The organism is Flavobacterium reichenbachii (assembly GCF_002217435.1).
Classification (GTDB): domain Bacteria; phylum Bacteroidota; class Bacteroidia; order Flavobacteriales; family Flavobacteriaceae; genus Flavobacterium; species Flavobacterium reichenbachii.
Genome location: NZ_MUHF01000007.1, coordinates 162,180 through 176,753, shown reverse-complemented (window position 1 = coordinate 176,753; position 14,574 = coordinate 162,180). Strand labels below are relative to the sequence as shown.

The 14,574-nt window shown below is 30.2% G+C and carries 14 protein-coding genes; all 14 read right to left on the bottom strand.

The genetic code is table 11. The features are described from left to right. Nucleotides 1–8: 8 nt before the first annotated feature. The 14 genes from B0A68_RS07665 to rfbC all read right to left on the bottom strand — a co-directional run bounded on the left by B0A68_RS07665 (nucleotide 9) and on the right by rfbC (nucleotide 14,573). Complete coding sequence (locus B0A68_RS07665) at nucleotides 9–935, bottom strand: glycosyltransferase family 2 protein (RefSeq protein WP_051892463.1); 927 nt, start codon at nucleotides 933–935, stop codon at nucleotides 9–11. Further along, nucleotides 932–1,810: a hypothetical protein gene (locus B0A68_RS07660; RefSeq protein WP_051892464.1), complete on the bottom strand. Its 879-nt coding sequence runs from the start codon at nucleotides 1,808–1,810 to the stop codon at nucleotides 932–934. The genes B0A68_RS07665 and B0A68_RS07660 overlap by 4 nt, the downstream gene beginning before the upstream one ends. Before the next feature lie 44 nt (nucleotides 1,811–1,854). After that, the gene (locus B0A68_RS07655) at nucleotides 1,855–3,012 is read right to left on the bottom strand and encodes a glycosyltransferase (RefSeq protein ID WP_035682378.1); all 1,158 of its coding nucleotides are present in this window, start codon (nucleotides 3,010–3,012) and stop codon (nucleotides 1,855–1,857) included. A gap of 3 nt (nucleotides 3,013–3,015) precedes the next feature. Then, nucleotides 3,016–4,023 (bottom strand): glycosyltransferase family 2 protein, encoded by a 1,008-nt coding sequence (locus tag B0A68_RS07650; RefSeq protein WP_051892466.1) that lies wholly within the window; start codon nucleotides 4,021–4,023, stop codon nucleotides 3,016–3,018. Between the two features lie 20 nt (nucleotides 4,024–4,043). Continuing rightward, nucleotides 4,044–4,904, bottom strand: coding sequence for a glycosyltransferase family 2 protein (locus tag B0A68_RS07645; protein WP_035682381.1), 861 nt, complete (start codon nucleotides 4,902–4,904; stop codon nucleotides 4,044–4,046). A gap of 4 nt (nucleotides 4,905–4,908) precedes the next feature. Beyond that, a complete protein-coding gene (locus B0A68_RS07640) occupies nucleotides 4,909–5,832 on the bottom strand; it encodes a glycosyltransferase family 2 protein (protein WP_035682384.1) in 924 nt (307 codons plus the stop codon). Nucleotides 5,833–5,867: 35 nt separating this feature from the next. Next, complete coding sequence (locus B0A68_RS07635) at nucleotides 5,868–6,725, bottom strand: glycosyltransferase family 2 protein (RefSeq protein WP_165571324.1); 858 nt, start codon at nucleotides 6,723–6,725, stop codon at nucleotides 5,868–5,870. 101 nt (nucleotides 6,726–6,826) lie between these two features. After that, entirely contained in the window at nucleotides 6,827–7,723 is an 897-nt protein-coding gene (locus tag B0A68_RS07630) for a glycosyltransferase family 2 protein (RefSeq protein ID WP_051892468.1), read from the bottom strand. A gap of 27 nt (nucleotides 7,724–7,750) precedes the next feature. Next, on the bottom strand, nucleotides 7,751–9,016 hold the full coding sequence (locus tag B0A68_RS07625; RefSeq protein ID WP_035682386.1) for an ABC transporter ATP-binding protein: 1,266 nt from the start codon (nucleotides 9,014–9,016) through the stop codon (nucleotides 7,751–7,753). Between the two features lie 60 nt (nucleotides 9,017–9,076). Continuing rightward, the gene (locus B0A68_RS07620) at nucleotides 9,077–9,943 is read right to left on the bottom strand and encodes an ABC transporter permease (protein WP_035682388.1); all 867 of its coding nucleotides are present in this window, start codon (nucleotides 9,941–9,943) and stop codon (nucleotides 9,077–9,079) included. Between the two features lie 220 nt (nucleotides 9,944–10,163). After that, nucleotides 10,164–12,131 carry a polysaccharide biosynthesis protein gene (locus B0A68_RS07615; RefSeq protein WP_035682391.1) on the bottom strand — a complete coding sequence of 656 codons (1,968 nt, stop codon included), beginning with the start codon at nucleotides 12,129–12,131 and terminating at the stop codon, nucleotides 10,164–10,166. An 81-nt stretch (nucleotides 12,132–12,212) separates the two neighbouring features. After that, entirely contained in the window at nucleotides 12,213–13,097 is an 885-nt protein-coding gene (rfbA, locus tag B0A68_RS07610) for a glucose-1-phosphate thymidylyltransferase RfbA (RefSeq protein ID WP_035682394.1), read from the bottom strand. Between the two features lie 82 nt (nucleotides 13,098–13,179). Then, nucleotides 13,180–14,025 carry a dTDP-4-dehydrorhamnose reductase gene (rfbD, locus tag B0A68_RS07605; protein WP_035682396.1) on the bottom strand — a complete coding sequence of 282 codons (846 nt, stop codon included), beginning with the start codon at nucleotides 14,023–14,025 and terminating at the stop codon, nucleotides 13,180–13,182. Beyond that, entirely contained in the window at nucleotides 14,025–14,573 is a 549-nt protein-coding gene (rfbC, locus tag B0A68_RS07600) for a dTDP-4-dehydrorhamnose 3,5-epimerase (RefSeq protein ID WP_035682398.1), read from the bottom strand. Before rfbC ends, rfbD begins: the two co-directional genes overlap by 1 nt. Nucleotide 14,574 lies beyond the last annotated feature (1 nt).

The following is a 14,574-nucleotide window of genomic DNA, read 5'->3' as shown; positions in this document are numbered from 1 at the left end:
AGAATGTATTATTTTCCTTTTTTGGTTAAACTTTGAAAAATCAATTTAGGTATTTTGGCTAAAATTCTGCATGCTAAACTAGTCAATTTTAAAAACTTAAAACCAGTAAAATAATACTTTATCAAAAATAACAAAATGCTGATTTTGCTATGATTAAAAACTTCTCTTTCTAACTTATATTCTATATATGAAATCTGTTGTTTATTAAAATTCTCCTTTAATTCTATCAACAGCGTTTTGTGAAATTCTAAGAGTGCAACATGTCTGGTATTCAGTTTTAGTCCGCCGGATAAGTTCACTTTACTTTTTCGTATTTGTATAACCGAAGAATTTATGGTATAAATACTTTTAAAAGAGGCGTGATTTAAAATCAAAATATCATCCGAAAATAATCCGCTTGGATACTCTTTAAAAGTATAATTATTGAAATTTTTTGTTCTAAAAATATATTCACTTAAGGAACTTCTTGTCAGATTCTCCATTTTTCGCATTAGAGAATCTACTGCATTTTCAATTATTGGATGCGTGTATGTATTTGATATTTTTTGATTATTCTCATCTATCACAACAGTCGAAAACCGAATAACATCTATCTGTAAGCCGTTAATTTTATTCATGTGATGATAAAAATCCTGAATTACGTTCGTTTCCAAAACATCATCATCTCCTAATATCATAGACCATTCTTCACCATCAATTAAACTCAGACATCGTTTCCATTGTTTAACTAAAGAAATACTGCCAAAGTTTTCAGTAAATTTATGATACGTAAAAGCAAATTTTCCTTCAAATTCTGACAATAGCTCTTGAGGATTGGCAGGGCTGTTATCATCGCAGATGTAAACATGAAATCGCTGATCAACTTGATTGGCCAATGAGAGTAACGTTTCTCTAAAGAAATCGATTTTGAAATACGGAATAATTATGGCAATCATTTCTTAAAAAGTTTTTTCTTCACTTTATCGTATAAAAACCTACTATCAAATTGTGTAATTTTCTGCGGATGCAATACTGCATAGTTGGTAATAAATTCATTAATCCCGTTACAATTCAATAAGTACAATTTATTCCAAAGTTCTGGACGCATTGGATGGATGTTGACATAATCTAAATAATTACTTTGATTCAGTTTATCCCAAAAATCATAATATGCTGCAGTGTCAAAATCATCTCTGTGTCCCCAATTGCTGATTTTCTGTACTATTTCTTCTTTTTTTCTTGCCCATGATTGGTGAACAACAACTATATCGGTATAAAAACTAGGCGTTTTAGAATCTAATCTTGCAGTTTCGTTTTGAATTCCATTTGTAATAAATGAAAAACGCTCATTATTGTCTATGTATAAAAATCCGTCTTGAATTTCTTTAAATAATGTGATCAATTTTCCTCTAAACTGCATTGGAGTCAGTTTCGGAAAAACATTAAAAAACCAATTTCGCAGTAAAAATTTCTTTACCGTTTTAAAGTCATAAATATATTCATCTACATCAAGCTGTAATTTCCAGCCTTTTCTGCCTAATTTTTTTAGCAATAAATTACGTTCTCTTGTTTCACATTCCATAGGTGATAACGAGGGCACGTAAAAATCTTCAAAATAGATTTCGATAATATTTCTTTTATCAAATTCTTTAATCGAATCAAAAAACGACTGTGGAATTTCAAATTTGTTTCCACTCCAGGTTTGTCTGTTAATATCAATAGCCAAAACTATTTTATCTACATAATCGTAAAGAGTATTAATTGAAGTTAGTAAATATTCGTAGTCATAGGAAACAATATAACCAACTTTAATACTTGTCAATTTAAGCATAATAGAATTTATTTTTAAACAATTAGAGCTTATATGGGGAAACTTTATTTTATTTCTATTTTAGAATTTTCTTCAAGTTTTCTGTACAGCGCTTCTATCTTTTTTTGATTTACATTATAATCTAATCTTTCAATGGCAATTTTTTCATTTATTCTGCTTGCATTTTCAAGCATTTCCGGGTTATCGATTGCTTTAGAAATTAACGCTGCGATAGAATCAATATTTTCAGGATCATTAATCAAGAGACCATTAACCCCATCTTCTATAATTTCTGCAGAAACATTGCCGGGATTAGATTGTATTGGAAAAGCTCTCATAATAATGGCTTCCAATAAAGTATTGGCCATACCATCTGAAATATTATTTCCGATATATATTAGCGATTTACCCATCAATTCTAATATCTTTTTATGAGATAAATCATGACGTCCGTAAACTTTATACTTTAAATTATTCTTGTTAACATAATTTTGAACTACAGCATGAGCTCCAAAAATAACTACTTCGTATCTGCTGATCTTATCTTTTAAACGTTCTAGAGCTTTGATAACATTTAATGCCCTGCCAAACTCATGATGATATCCTTTTACTAAAATTATTTTTCTTTGCTCAATAGGCTCTTTATAAGCTTCGAGTTCCTGTATTTTAAATCCGCCACCGGTCGGAATCATCTCAAAACTTGTCCCTTTAAAACCTAAATTATAAGCAATTGGATAATCTCTTTGACAATCGGCATGTAAATAGTCTGCCCGTTTTAGAACATCTTTAATTCTATTTTTATGATATGGAAAATCCTGATAATAAAAAAGATCATTTCCCCAGCATGAATAAAGCCATTTGATGTTTGGATATTTATTCATTGTCTTAACTATCGGATACGATGCGGCGTGCATCTCAAAGCTGTGAACAACATCTGGATTGATTTGCTGAATAACTTTCTCGATCGCTTCGTTTTCTGTAGTTTCTAAATAAGGCTGTAATGATTTGTATAACTTCGGGAATTTTTTTGACAGCCAATACTCCCCTTTTATATAAGGTAACTTTCTTTTTTTCCAGCCGCTAATCTGATTAACTGTTTCAAGAGCATCTATTTTTCCCTGATTTGAAATATCAAACCAATACAATTCATGTTCTGAATTTTTTAAATTTTCAATCCATCGCGTGGAATGTATAGAGTGCATTGAAACAAATAAAATTCTCATTTTTTAGATAGTATTTTTATCATTTTTACTGTTTATACTTTTAAGCATATTTTTAGAAATTCTAAAAAAATCATTGATTGTTAATGTGCTTAAAAAAAACTGAATTGAACTAATTTTGAAAAAATTTTGCTTTGTAAAATATTTTCTCAAAAAAGAGGTTTGAAAAGAGTTTATCCTTTCATTAAACAATTCAACATCATAAATTTTATGTGTTTTATTACTGCTTTTTAAAAATTTAAAGAGATCTATCCCTAATTTGCAATCTTGTATTGTATTAGGAACTGCATTAATTACGATATGATTTATTTCTTGTTCAGAAAAGTGATTTTCTAAATCAAGCTTATTCAACATTCTTTTTCTGCACGCACTTGCTGCATTATGTTGAATTTCTTTTTTTGTATTTGAAACCTGATTACTGTGTATTCTATAAAACAGCAATACCTCATCAATATTGGCAAGTCTTCCTTTAAAGGCTAATCTTGTCCATAATTCATAATCTTCTGCCGGTTCAAAATTTTTATCATACTTATTTTCTTCCAAAACCTTTTTTCTGACCATAACTGATGGGTGGCAAAAAGCGGTTCCAAAACAAAGTTTTATTTTTATTTCCTCATGAGTGCGAGGATGTTTTAAAATATCGTTAGTACCTATAATCTGTATAGCAGTACCACACAATATTATTTCTGGATTACTGTCTAAAAAATTTACCTGCTTTTCAAATCGGGTTTCAGCACAAATATCATCACCATCCAAACGAGCAATATATTCTCCATTTGCAACACCTATTCCAAAATTCAAACTATCGGTATAACCGGAATTTTTTTCTTTTCGTATAAATTTTATTCTGGAGTCGTCATATTTTTCAATAATTTCAACCGTATTATCGGTAGAGCAGTCGTCTATAATTATCAATTCAAAATCCGGAAAAGTTTGGGTTAAAACACTGTCAATAGTCTCCTTTATATAGTCTTCGCAATTGTAAACCGGCAGCAGTACAGAAACTTTAGGCATCTAGTTATTAAATTTAAATTTTACTTTTTATTAGAGCGAAAAAAAACATTTTTGATGAATCTAAAAGGAGCTAACAGCATTTTCCCAATTCTATAATCAATAGACTTACGAAGATTATGTGTTGCCTTCTCTAAAATTTCCATTTGCAGGAAGGTATTATTGATCATTAATTCATGATTTGCATTCCATACATCTTTATGTTTTAGATAAATGTATTTCCACAAATCATATTTATAAAATTTATTTGCTTCAGAATTTCTTGATATTGGTTTCCTTCTGTAATTAAAAAGAAATTCTTCAATAATAATAATTTCCCATCCTGCTTTGACTACTGATAAATTAAACTCCCAATCTTCATATCCTTTTCGCATTTTTTCGTCGTAGCCGCCTGCATCCTGCCAGCATTTTTTTCTAAACAAAGTATTTCCAGATGCATTATTATGCAATAAAAAATTCTCAATAGATCCACCTTCCGGTTTAAACATTTCTACAATTCTTTCTTCAGTAAAAACTTTAATCCAACAGCTGACCAATCCTGCTTTTGGATTTTGAATAAGAGAATTTAAAGCTTTCGAAATAAAAACAGTTTCAAAATAATCATCAGCATCCAAAGTCAAGATAAAATCTCCTTTTGCCTGTTTAATACCATTATTTCTTGCGGCACTTGGCCCCGCATTTTCCTGGTAAATTATAGTTAGATTTTCCTGATTTAAATTTTTAAGAACTTCTTTTGTCTGAACATCAGAGCCGTCGTCTACAATAATAATTTCAACATTTTTATGCGTTTGATTATTAATAGATTGTATTGCTTCCTGTATATATTTGTAATCATTATAGCAAGGAATAATTACAGAAACCAGCAAATTACTATTTGATTCCATAGTATTAAACTAAATATTTTTTACCCACTTCCCTGTTTTTAAAAACACTCGCCATAATACTTTTTTTATCGATAAGATTATATTTCGTTTTATTTATCTGGTAATTCTTAAAATTAAGCTTGAATAGACTTACAACTGCTTTTTTCAAAAAATGCATTCTCATCTTATCAATCTTCTTATAATCATCTGAGTTTACATCTCCGTATTTTACTTTTATTCTATTTAGAAATTTCTTGTAATATTTTTCAGAACCAGCAGGAAAAGTAAAGGAATAATTATTATCACTGTCATGGTTTATTACTGTTCTGGGTGTAATTCCAATTTTCAAATTATGATAGAGCACACGCTGGCAGAAATTATCATCTTCGCCATATAAGAAAAAGATTGGATCAAATCCTCCAACAATTTCGAATGTTTTTTTTGGCAGAAACCAAGCGGCAGCATTGATCATTTCGACTGGATAAATTTCTTTAAGCTTGTTGTTTAAAATAGAATCTGAAATTAAATCTGAAGAATGACGATTTATATAATACAAAAAACTAATATCCAGCTGAGATCCTTTTCCGTCTGAATGTATCGGACTAATAATTCCAAAATCCGGATTATTAATTGACACTTCTAAAAGTTTTTCCAGAGTATCTTTTTCTATAATAGTATCTTGGTTGAGTAAAAAAACAAAATCGCTGTTTTGTTGTAGTGCTAATGAAATGCCTATATTATTTGCGCCACCAAAGCCCAAATTTTCTTCAGACTCTATTAATCTTATTTTTTGAGAATAATTATTTTTTAAAAATGCAAGTGTATTATCTGTACTGCAGTTGTCTACAATAATAATTTCTGGCATCAATGTACTTTTTAAGATTGATTCTACACAATCCTCTATCCATTTCATACCGTTGAAAGTAACTATAACTACACTTATTTTCATTTTTTAATCTGGGAACATTTTTAAGTAAATTATTATCAAAAAATTTTTTTACACTTTCTTACTAAATCACCTACGAAACTATAACTTTTAAAAAATTTCCATCTTCTTTTCGGATGAAAACACCAAAAAATAGATTTATATAACTTTCTATTTAGTAAGTCTGTCTCATTAATTTGATTAATCTGGTTAATATATGTAGCTTGATTATCATGCAGTCTAAAGGAAACCAATTCTTCATCAATAAATCCGATTTTATAATATTTCATTAGGCGATACCAATAATCAATATCTAAAGCCTGTTTTAAGTTTTCATCAAAAAAACCAACTTTTCGGAAGCATTCTTTTTTAAGTAAAACTGCTGTAGGTTCACCGATTTTGTTTAAAGGCTCTTGCATTAAATATAAATCAGACAAATATTTTTTACCATTTATAACACCTTGTTGAACTTGTATCGCAGACCATTTTTTATGTAATGTTCCTCCATAATCAACCCATGCAATATGTGCTGCATTTTTTGGATTATGTAAAATAGTTCTTTTACAATAAACCAAACCTATATTTTTTTCTGATATTACTAAATCAATCATTTTTTCAATACAATCCGACCGCAGTAAGTCGTCTTGAAAAAGAAACTTTATATAGTCTCCATTTGAATATTTTATGCAATTGTTCCAATTGCTACCTATTCCATTGGGTTCATGATCGTATATATAGAAAGGTATTTCGGTTTTACTGTTAAAACGTTCTATTATCTCTAAACTTTTATCTATTGATTTATCGTCTGAAATGATAATCTCTAAATTAGAATATGTCTGATTAATAGCTGATTCTAAAGCTTCCTCTAAGAATAAATCTCCATTATATATTGGGATGCAAATGGATACTAGTGGCATTTTCATATATTTTCTAGAATAATTTCATTACTAAACAATTTGACAGCATATAATGTTTCAATCAACACACCTTAATTAATGCATTTATTATACAGATGGATTTATTTTTTTATTTTCTTTCTTATTCTACGAAAAAGGACATATATCAATTTTCTTATTGAGTAGCCTGCTAATGTATATTTTTCCTTGCAAAGAGTTGGCGCATATCTATTCATTATATCATGTAATGCCTGATAGATTTCTTCTTCATATTTGAAATTATAATATTCATTTATTTTATAATATAAATTGGTCCTATAATGTATCATTCTTAAACTTTTATGGCTTACAGAAACACCTAAACCGAAAACCCTATAAACACACATAATTTCTTTAAATAGATAGAATTTACCAAATTGAAATAGGTATGATGCTAATGCAATATCTCCGCTATGAACTTTTAAAAATTCCTTTGGAAATGTATTGTTCTTATTCAAAAAAACATTCTTAAAAACAATTGATGCTGTCGGTATGTTCCATTTATACAATAAACCGTACAAGCTATATTCATAATCAATCTCTTCTAGAGGCTGATCAATAAACTTCTTTTCTTCATCTTCGAAAAGAAGAACTTGACAGCGATGAAAACACATTACGTAATCAGGATTTTTTTCTAAAAAACCAACTTGTTTTTTGAGTTTAAGAGAATCCGTCCAATAATCATCACCTTCACAAATGGCAATAAATTCTCCTTTACCAGCCTCTAGTACAAATTGAGAATTTAACATCATTCCAATATTTTCTTCATGCTTCACATACCTTATCCAGTTCCCTCTTGGATGATTTTGTATAATCGATTTTACAATTTCATCAGTCCCATCCGGAGATGCATCATTAGAAATAATCAATTCAACATCAAAATCAACATCCTGCATAAGCACGCCATTTATTGCTTCTTCAATAAATTTTTCGTGGCCATACGTTATCATGCATACGCTGACTTTTAGATTTTTTGACATTTTTGGTTTATTAAATTAAATCAATTATTATTCTAATTTCCATTCAAACTGTGGTCTTATAAAACCTGGTTCTCTTCCCATATAAGTTCCTAGTTCACGACCAGAATCAACAACGGTAAAAGAAATAATATCTTTTTCAACAAAAATTGGCTGTTTTGAATCTTCTACTATAAAAAGTGACAGAAAATATTGCCCTGATTGGAAAAAAGATTTTGGAAAATGGCATTTAATATTATTGACACCTTTTTTTAGTGTAAATGATCCAGCATTAGAAAATGAAAACATTGCTTCTCCCATTTCATTATACAAATGATATGTTATATGATATCTTTCGGCTTCTGGGGCTTTTATTTCTATCTTTGTATTAAGAACAATTAACTCATTTTCCTGCAGTACATCATCTGAAGTTTGTCCCAAATTATACAATGAAATTTCATTCAATTTAAATACAGGAAGATCATGCTCTTTTCCAAATGTTTTTAAATTCATTGCTTCTGCTTCTCCGCCAAGATAGTAGCTTACAGCATTTTCTATATCACCTTCAAAAGCTACTTTTCCGTGTTCTAAAATGATTCCTCTTGTACACAAACTTTTTACTGCAGCCATATTATGACTCACAAATAAAACAGTCCGGCCTTCTCCTTTTGAGATATCCTGCATTTTTCCGATTGCCTTTTTCTGAAATTCGGCATCTCCTACTGCTAAAACCTCATCAATAACTAAAATTTCAGGTTCCAAAAAAGCTGCCACTGCAAAAGCTAAACGAACTGTCATTCCAGAACTATATCTTTTTACAGGGGTATCAATATATCTTTCGCAGCCAGAGAACTCAATAATTTCGTCTAACTTAGATGTAATCTCTTTTTTGGTCATCCCTAGGATTGCTCCATTCAGAAAAATATTCTCGCGTCCTGTCATTTCACCATTAAAACCAGTACCAACTTCTAGTAAAGAAGCAATTCTTCCTCGAGATTTTATGCTTCCTGTAGTTGGGGCAGTAACTTTTGATAGTATTTTTAAAAGTGTAGATTTTCCGGCTCCATTTTTACCAATGATACCTAAAACCTGTCCGCGCTCAACTTCAAAATTAATATTCTGTAAAGCCCAAACATAATCAGAAGATCCTTTGGTAGAACGATCATTTGTATCGCCGATTTTTAGATACGGATTTTCTTTACCTCTTATCTGGTGCCACCATCTATTTAAGTCATGGCTCAAAGTACCAGTACCAACTTGTCCTAAACGGTACTGTTTGGATATATTTTCGGCTTTTAATATTATATCTTTTTCCAATTGAAATTCTATTGATTATGAGTGTCTATATTTAATCTGAACAAATATTTCTAAAATAAATTAGACCGTATCTATAAAACTTTTTTCAGTTTTATTAAAAACTAAAAGTCCAATAATAAAGGCGGCGATTGTAAAAATTAAAGTATATGTTAATCCCGAAAACGAAATTTCACCTATATTTAATAACATGTATCGAGACGTTTCTATAATATATGCTAATGGATTGTAAGCAACGATCCAGGCGTATTCAGGCATTTTTTGTTTGATCAATTCCATCGGATACATTACTGCAGACAGATACATTAGTAATTGGATTCCGAAAGTAATAAGATAACTAAAATCACGGTATTTGGTCACCATTGAAGAAATGAGCATTCCTAAACCCAATCCTAAAATACCCATAACGGCTATCAGAATCGGAAAGAATAGTAACGAAATATTTAAAGTTAGATCTGAACCTTTAAAATAATAAAAAATATAAAAGGCAATAAAAATCAAAAACTGGATTCCGAATTTTATTAAATTAGAAATCACAACTGAAAGAGGAGTTATAATTCTTGGAAAATATACTTTGCCAAATATGGAAGCATTTGCTTTAAACGTATCAGAAGTACCATTGAGACAAGCTGTAAAATAATTCCAAACCGTAATTCCTGCCAAATTAAATAAGAATGGAGGAACATTTCCTGTATTTATACCTGCAACATTATTAAATATTATGGTAAAGGTTACGGATGTAAATAAAGGCTGAATTAAATACCACAGCGGCCCTAAAACGGTTTGCTTGTAGACTGTAATAACATCTCTTTTTACAAAAAGGAATAATAAATCTCTATACTGCCAAACTTCTTTAAGATTAAGCGAGAAAAATTTATTTTTTGGTGTTATTTCAAACAGCCAATTATTAGATTTGTTTGTATTGTTCATTTTAGTTTTATTACAATTTAATTGTAATAATGGTATTTAATTTAGAAACAATTATACGTTCTCTTAAAACATTTTAAACAATGATGCATCTGAAAAATTAGGCAACAAATTAACAAGATTTTTATTCTCTTATAAATTGTATTAAAATGCAAAAAGGTGTTTTTAAAAAAAACACCTTTTATATCTTCGCCAAAAGTAACATTTAATTTCAAAAAAAAAATTATTTATCCAAAACTTCAAAAGTTGAATTCATACTTTTAAATTCTGGGACAATTTTTTTCATTTTTGCAACAATGTCATCATTATCATAAAAATCAGCTATTCCGATTAATTCATCAATATCAATATGTAGATTTTGATACTCATCCTGTATTTCCTGGGCAATCATAATTTTGTTATGATATGTAGGTAATGTCTTAGAAGTATCATTTAACAATTCTTCGTATAATTTTTCGCCCGGTCTTAATCCAACAATTTTTATTTTTATTTCTTTGTCTGGAATGAAACCAGCCAGCTTAATCATTTTCTTAGCCAGATCTATAATTCTCACGGGCTTACCCATATCGAAGATGTAAATTTCTCCACCATTTCCCATTGCACCAGCTTCCAGCACCAGCTGACACGCTTCTGGGATAGTCATAAAATAACGAATAATGTCCTGATGTGTAATTGTAACTGGTCCTCCTTCTGCAATTTGTTTGGTAAACAACGGCACTACAGATCCGTTTGAGCCTAAGACATTTCCGAAACGAGTAGTAATAAATTTTGTCTCAATTTCACTATTCTCTCTTTGATTTTTCAGAGATAAAGATTGAACATATTTTTCTGCTATTCGCTTACTAGCTCCCATTACGTTGCTAGGATTAACCGCTTTATCTGTTGAAACCATTACAAATTTTTTCACATGATATTTACATGATAAATCTGCTAAATTCTTTGTTCCTTTTATATTTGTGAGTATTGCCTGAGCAGGATTTTCTTCCATTAATGGAACATGCTTGTAGGCTGCAGCATGAAAAACAACATGCGGATTATAATTATTGAATGTTTTCTCTAAAGCTTTTTTACTTCTAACATCTGTAATTACAGCTACTATTTTAGTAGAAGAATTCATGGCCTGCGTTTCTAAGCATAAATTATGCAGAGGTGTTTCTGCATGATCCAGCATAATTACTTTTTTAGGATTAAACCCTAATACCTGCCTAACAATCTCGCTTCCTATGGAACCCGCCGCTCCTGTAATAAGAATCGTTTTATCTTTTAATTGTTTAGAAATAGATTTGCTGTCTAAGACAATTGGTTTACGTTCTAATAAATCTTCAATCTGTATATTTTTTACCTTTTGAGAAATTTCCTTTTGGTTCTCCCAATCCGAAATCAAAGGCACTGTATATACTCTATAATTGAATTCTAAACATTGATCAACAATTACTAACTGCTCTTCTTTTGATAAGCTTTTATCTGCAATAATAACACCTTCTGCAGCGACAGAACGCATTAAAGCCGGCAGTTTCTTTCTAAGGATTAAAATTGGAAGATCCAGCATTCGCTTAGAAGCATTTTGATTGTTTTTATCTACAAAACCTACAATTTTAAAACGAGATGGAGTTTCAAATTTCAAAGCATTTGCAACAGAAATTGCATTTGCATCTGTTCCATAAATAACTGTTCTTATTAGCTTAGAATTAGATTTTTCAGAAAAATACATTTCAAAAGTCTGCTTCACTACTACACGATATAAAAATAAACCGCAAAACGAAAGAACCAGATTAATAAATAATGCAGTATTTAAAAAAGCCTTATGCCCTGTGTAAAGCTCGAAAATTAAGTTAAAGAATAAAAAGAAAACTAAAACTGACATTTGAGAAAACAACAGTTTTATAGCATCAATGTAAGAAGAGTGTCGTATAATTCCAGAATAGGTTCTAAACAGCCAAAAGAAAAAGACATTTACCACTATTAAACCTGAAACAATATAAAATTGATGAGGCGTAATAATATACCCTATTGCTGTGCCTTCAAACAACATATAAGTAAAAGTAAACGAGAAAATCAGAACCATTACATCTATAGCAACAATAATCCACCTCGGAAGGTAACTAAGGTTATTGATGTTAGCCCTCAAATTTCTGGGAGAAAGAGTATTGTACAACACTGAGGATACTTTGGTTTGTTTATCTGTATTCAATTGGATTTGGTTTAGAACTTTATAGTATAGGTATTACAAAAATACAAATTAAAATTTGCAATAAATTATTTAAAATGCAAATTAAACTTTAACACCTTTTCTCTTTTGTTTTAAAAATTCTAAAAGATAAGATCCATAACCAGACTTTACTAAAGGCAATGCTAATTCTTCAAGCTGATTATCATTTATAAATCCTTGTCTCCAGGCAATTTCTTCTATACAGCCTACTTTTAACCCTTGTCTTTCTTCTAAAACCTGAACAAACTGGCCAGCTTGCATTAAACTATTAAAAGTCCCAGTATCAAGCCAAGCTGTTCCTCTACTTAGAATACCTACTTTTAAAGTTCCTTTTTCCAGATACATTTTGTTTACATCTGTAATCTCATATTCTCCCCGAGCACTTGCTTTAATGTTTTTGGCAATTTCAACAACAGAATTATCATAAAAGTACAGTCCTGGAACAGCAAAATTTGATTTTGGATCTGCAGGTTTTTCTTCAATAGAAATGGCTTTTAGATTCTCATCAAACTCAACTACACCATACCTTTCTGGATCCGAAACATGATAAGCAAAAACTACACCTCCATCAGGTTTTGTATTCGACTTTAAAAGCTCTTGCATATTAGATCCAAAGAAAATATTATCTCCTAAAATCAATGCAACATCGTCATTACCAATAAATTTTTCTCCAATAACAAAAGCTTGTGCTAAACCATTTGGAATTGCCTGCTCTTCGTAACTAAATTTACACCCCAAAGAACTACCGTCTCCTAATAATTTTTTAAAATTTGGTAAATCATGTGGTGTAGAGATTATTAATATTTCATTTATTCCTGCCATCATTAAGGTTGATAATGGATAATAAATCATCGGCTTATCATAAACGGGCATCATTTGTTTACTCATTGCAAGTGTCAATGGATGTAAACGAGTACCAGAACCTCCGGCTAAAATAATTCCTTTCATATATTTTTAATTTATATTTTGGATTCTAGACTTTAGATTCTTTTTGACTATTTAGAATTATAAAATCAGATCTCAAAATTATTTAAATAAACATTTTTTTTAAACTTTCTTTATAATCCGGAACCTCTAAATTATAAGTTTCCTTAATTTTTTTCTTATCTAACAGCGAAAATTCCGGACGCTTAGCTGGTGTAGGATATGACGATGATGGAATCCCGCCAACTTTACAATCATAGTTTCCAAAATCTTTTATTGTCAACGCAAACTCATACCAACTTATTTCACCTTCATTAGAATAATTATAAATTCCTGGGATCCAGTTAGACGATTCAACTATATAAACAATCGCCTGTGCTAAATCAGCTGCATAAGTTGGAGAACCAATTTGATCGTTTACAACATTAATGGAGTCTCTTTCCTGCATCAAGCGCTGCATCGTTTTGACAAAATTATTTCCAAATTTGCTATACACCCAAGAGGTTCTTATAATAATTGCATCTGGATTTTCTTTTAAACAAGCAATTTCGCCTGCTCTTTTACTTTCTCCATAAACATTTATTGGATTGGTTTCTGCTCCTTCATTTAAAGCTACAGAAGAAGAACCGTCAAAAACATAATCCGTTGAAACATGGATTAATTTCACATTATTTTCTGATGCGTATTTTGCAATTACTTCTACTGACAAATGATTTATAGTAAAAGCTAAATCTTTTTCCGTTTCGGCTTTATCAACCGCAGTATAAGCACCACCATTTAAAATAATATCAGGTTTAATTTCGTTTAATTGAAGCTTAAGGAGTTCTAAATTATCTAAAGTAATTTTAGTTCTGTCAGCAAAAACCCATTCGTATTGCGGATATTTAATAGATATAACATTTAATTCAGAACCCAGCTGTCCATTTGCACCAGTTACAAGTATTTTTTTCATTAAAACAAACTATTACATTCTTCAATATATGGAAGTATCTGATCTTTATCAGAAACAATCGCATCGTCTAGGTTCATTCCCCAGTCAATATTTAAAGATGGATCATCAAATTTAATTCCGCCCTCTGAAGCCTTGTTATAAAACTGATCACATTTGTACATCACAGACGCTGTTTCACTAATAACCGAAAAACCATGAGCAAATCCTTGTGGCACCAATAATTGTTTTTTATTTTCTGCTGACAGTAAAATACTAAATGATTTTCCGTAAGTTGGAGAATCTTTTCTTAAATCTACTGCAACATCAATAATTTCTCCTTCTAAAACACGTACTAATTTAGTTTGTGCAAATGGAGAGTTTTGATAATGTAATCCTCTTAATGTCCCTTTTTTTGAAAAGGATTGATTATCTTGGACAAAATCAATGTTAATTCCTAAATCTTCAAATTTTATTTTGCTATATGATTCAAAAAAGTACCCTCTTTCATCACCAAAAACTGTTGGTTCTACAACAACTAAATCTTGTATAAATGTTTTTTCAATTCTCATA

Excerpts from the sequence above, each read along its gene's own strand:
- B0A68_RS07665 (WP_051892463.1), bottom strand. The coding sequence starts at position 935 with ATGATTGCCATAATTATTCCGTATTTCAAAATCGATTTCTTTAGAGAA.
- B0A68_RS07660 (WP_051892464.1), bottom strand. The coding sequence starts at position 1,810 with ATGCTTAAATTGACAAGTATTAAAGTTGGTTATATTGTTTCCTATGAC.
- B0A68_RS07655 (WP_035682378.1), bottom strand. The coding sequence starts at position 3,012 with ATGAGAATTTTATTTGTTTCAATGCACTCTATACATTCCACGCGATGG.
- B0A68_RS07650 (WP_051892466.1), bottom strand. The coding sequence starts at position 4,023 with ATGCCTAAAGTTTCTGTACTGCTGCCGGTTTACAATTGCGAAGACTAT.
- B0A68_RS07645 (WP_035682381.1), bottom strand. The coding sequence starts at position 4,904 with ATGGAATCAAATAGTAATTTGCTGGTTTCTGTAATTATTCCTTGCTAT.
- B0A68_RS07640 (WP_035682384.1), bottom strand. The coding sequence starts at position 5,832 with ATGAAAATAAGTGTAGTTATAGTTACTTTCAACGGTATGAAATGGATA.
- B0A68_RS07635 (WP_165571324.1), bottom strand. The coding sequence starts at position 6,725 with ATGCCACTAGTATCCATTTGCATCCCAATATATAATGGAGATTTATTC.
- B0A68_RS07630 (WP_051892468.1), bottom strand. The coding sequence starts at position 7,723 with ATGTCAAAAAATCTAAAAGTCAGCGTATGCATGATAACGTATGGCCAC.
- B0A68_RS07620 (WP_035682388.1), bottom strand. The coding sequence starts at position 9,943 with ATGAACAATACAAACAAATCTAATAATTGGCTGTTTGAAATAACACCA.
- rfbA (WP_035682394.1), bottom strand. The coding sequence starts at position 13,097 with ATGAAAGGAATTATTTTAGCCGGAGGTTCTGGTACTCGTTTACATCCA.
- rfbD (WP_035682396.1), bottom strand. The coding sequence starts at position 14,025 with ATGAAAAAAATACTTGTAACTGGTGCAAATGGACAGCTGGGTTCTGAA.
- rfbC (WP_035682398.1), bottom strand. The coding sequence starts at position 14,573 with ATGAGAATTGAAAAAACATTTATACAAGATTTAGTTGTTGTAGAACCA.